The organism is Streptomyces sp. LS1784 (assembly GCF_020103755.1).
Lineage (GTDB): Bacteria > Actinomycetota > Actinomycetes > Streptomycetales > Streptomycetaceae > Kitasatospora.
Genome location: NZ_JAHSQD010001019.1, coordinates 1 through 1,571 on the forward strand (window position 1 = coordinate 1; position 1,571 = coordinate 1,571).

Here is a 1,571-nt window from a genome sequence, read left to right on the forward strand (position 1 = left end):
GGGGGCGTGTGCCGGCAGGCCGAGCGCGGGCGGGCACCAGCGCCGCACCGCGAGGCCCAGCGCGCTGTCGAAGGGCGAACAGCCGGGCGCGGGCGGGCGGTCGGACTCGGTGAGCAGCCCGGCCAGGGCGTCGTCGGCGAGCTCGACCGCCACCACGCTGTGGCAGTGGTGGTCGACCAGCGCGGGCCCCTCCGGCCGGGCCACGCTCAGTACCGCCAGCGGGTGGCCGCGACCAACTCCTCGGGCGTGACGGCCGCGTACTGCTCCTGCTCCGCCCGGCGCACCGCCAGCACCGCCTGGTAGAGCGGCTCGCCGAGCGCCTCGCGCAGCACTGCGGAGCGCTCGTACGCGGCGACCGCCTCGGCCGGGCCCGTCGGCAGCCGGGGCACGGTGCCGGGCTCGGCGGCGGCTGGGTCCCCGGTGAACTCCGGTGGCAGCGCGCGGCGCTGGTCCATCCCGGCGAGGCCGGCCGCGATCACCCCGCCGACCGCCAGGTACGGGTTGGCGCTCGCGTCGAAGCACTTGACCTCGGCGTTGGCGGCGGCGGCCCGCTCCCCGGTGGAGCCGGTCACCAGGCGCAGCGCGGCCTCGCGGTTCTCCAGGCCCCAGCACTGGTAGGCGCCGGCCCAGTGCGACGGCACCAGTCGCAGGTACCCGGCCGGGCTGGAGCAGCCCAGCACCAGCAGTTCGGGCAGCGCGTCGAGCACCCCGGCGAGGAAGCCCTCGGCCTCCGCGGTCAGGCCGTACGGACCGGGGCCACCGTGGCCGAGGTTGCGCCCGTCCCGCCAGAGGCTGACGTGCAGGTGCCCGCCGTTGCCGACGCCGCCCGCCTCGACCACCGGGGCGAAGGAGGCCCGCAGGCCGTGCCGGGCGGAGACGGCCCGGACGGTGTGCCGGACCAGGACGGAGGTGTCGGCGGCGGCGACCGGGCCCTCGGGGGCGACCGAGACCTCGAACTGGCCCGGGGAGTACTCGGGGTGGATCTGCAGGACCCTCAGCCCCTGCCGGCCGAGGGCGCCCAGGACGTCGCGCAGGTAGTCGGAGAGGTCGGTGACCCGGTGCATCCCGTACGCCGGGCCGTGCGTCGGGTACTGCGGCTCCTCCTGCGGGGCGCCGGCCAGGGCGACCGTCCACTCGACCTCGATGCCGGCCTTGAGGCTCAGGCCGCGCGCGGCCGCCACGGCCTGGACCCGGCGGGCGAACAGCCGCTGACAGCCGGGGTGCGGGGCCCCGGCCTGGGTGTACCTGTCCCCCGGGGCCCAGGCCCAGCCGGGCTGGGCGGCCAACGAGACGATCCGGTCGAGGTCCGGGTAGAGCCTGAGGTCCCCGGTGGGGCCGCCGATGATCGGACTGGTGGTGATCGTGTCGTCGGCGAGGAACACGTCGAAGCAGGGCGCGGTGCCGACGCCCCACTGCGCGGCGTGCGCCAGACCGGCGAGCGGCACGGCCTTGACCCGGGTGACGCCGGCGTTGTCCACCCAGGTGACGGCCACCGCCTCGACGGCCTCGGTGCGCAGCCGGTCGGCGGCCTCCTCGGCGCGCTCGGCCCGCTCGGCGCGCGGTGGCAGCGC

1 protein-coding gene and 1 pseudogene are annotated in these 1,571 nt (G+C 77.6%); both read right to left on the minus strand.

Features of this window, described 5'->3' with window-relative positions:
* Window positions 1-204, minus strand: a pseudogene (locus KS423_RS45250) (amidohydrolase); the annotation flags it as partial.
* A 2-nt stretch (window positions 205-206) separates the two neighbouring features.
* Window positions 207-1,568 carry a glutamine synthetase family protein gene (locus KS423_RS45255; protein ID WP_224285482.1) on the minus strand — a complete coding sequence of 454 codons (1,362 nt, stop codon included), beginning with the start codon at window positions 1,566-1,568 and terminating at the stop codon, window positions 207-209.
* Window positions 1,569-1,571 lie beyond the last annotated feature (3 nt).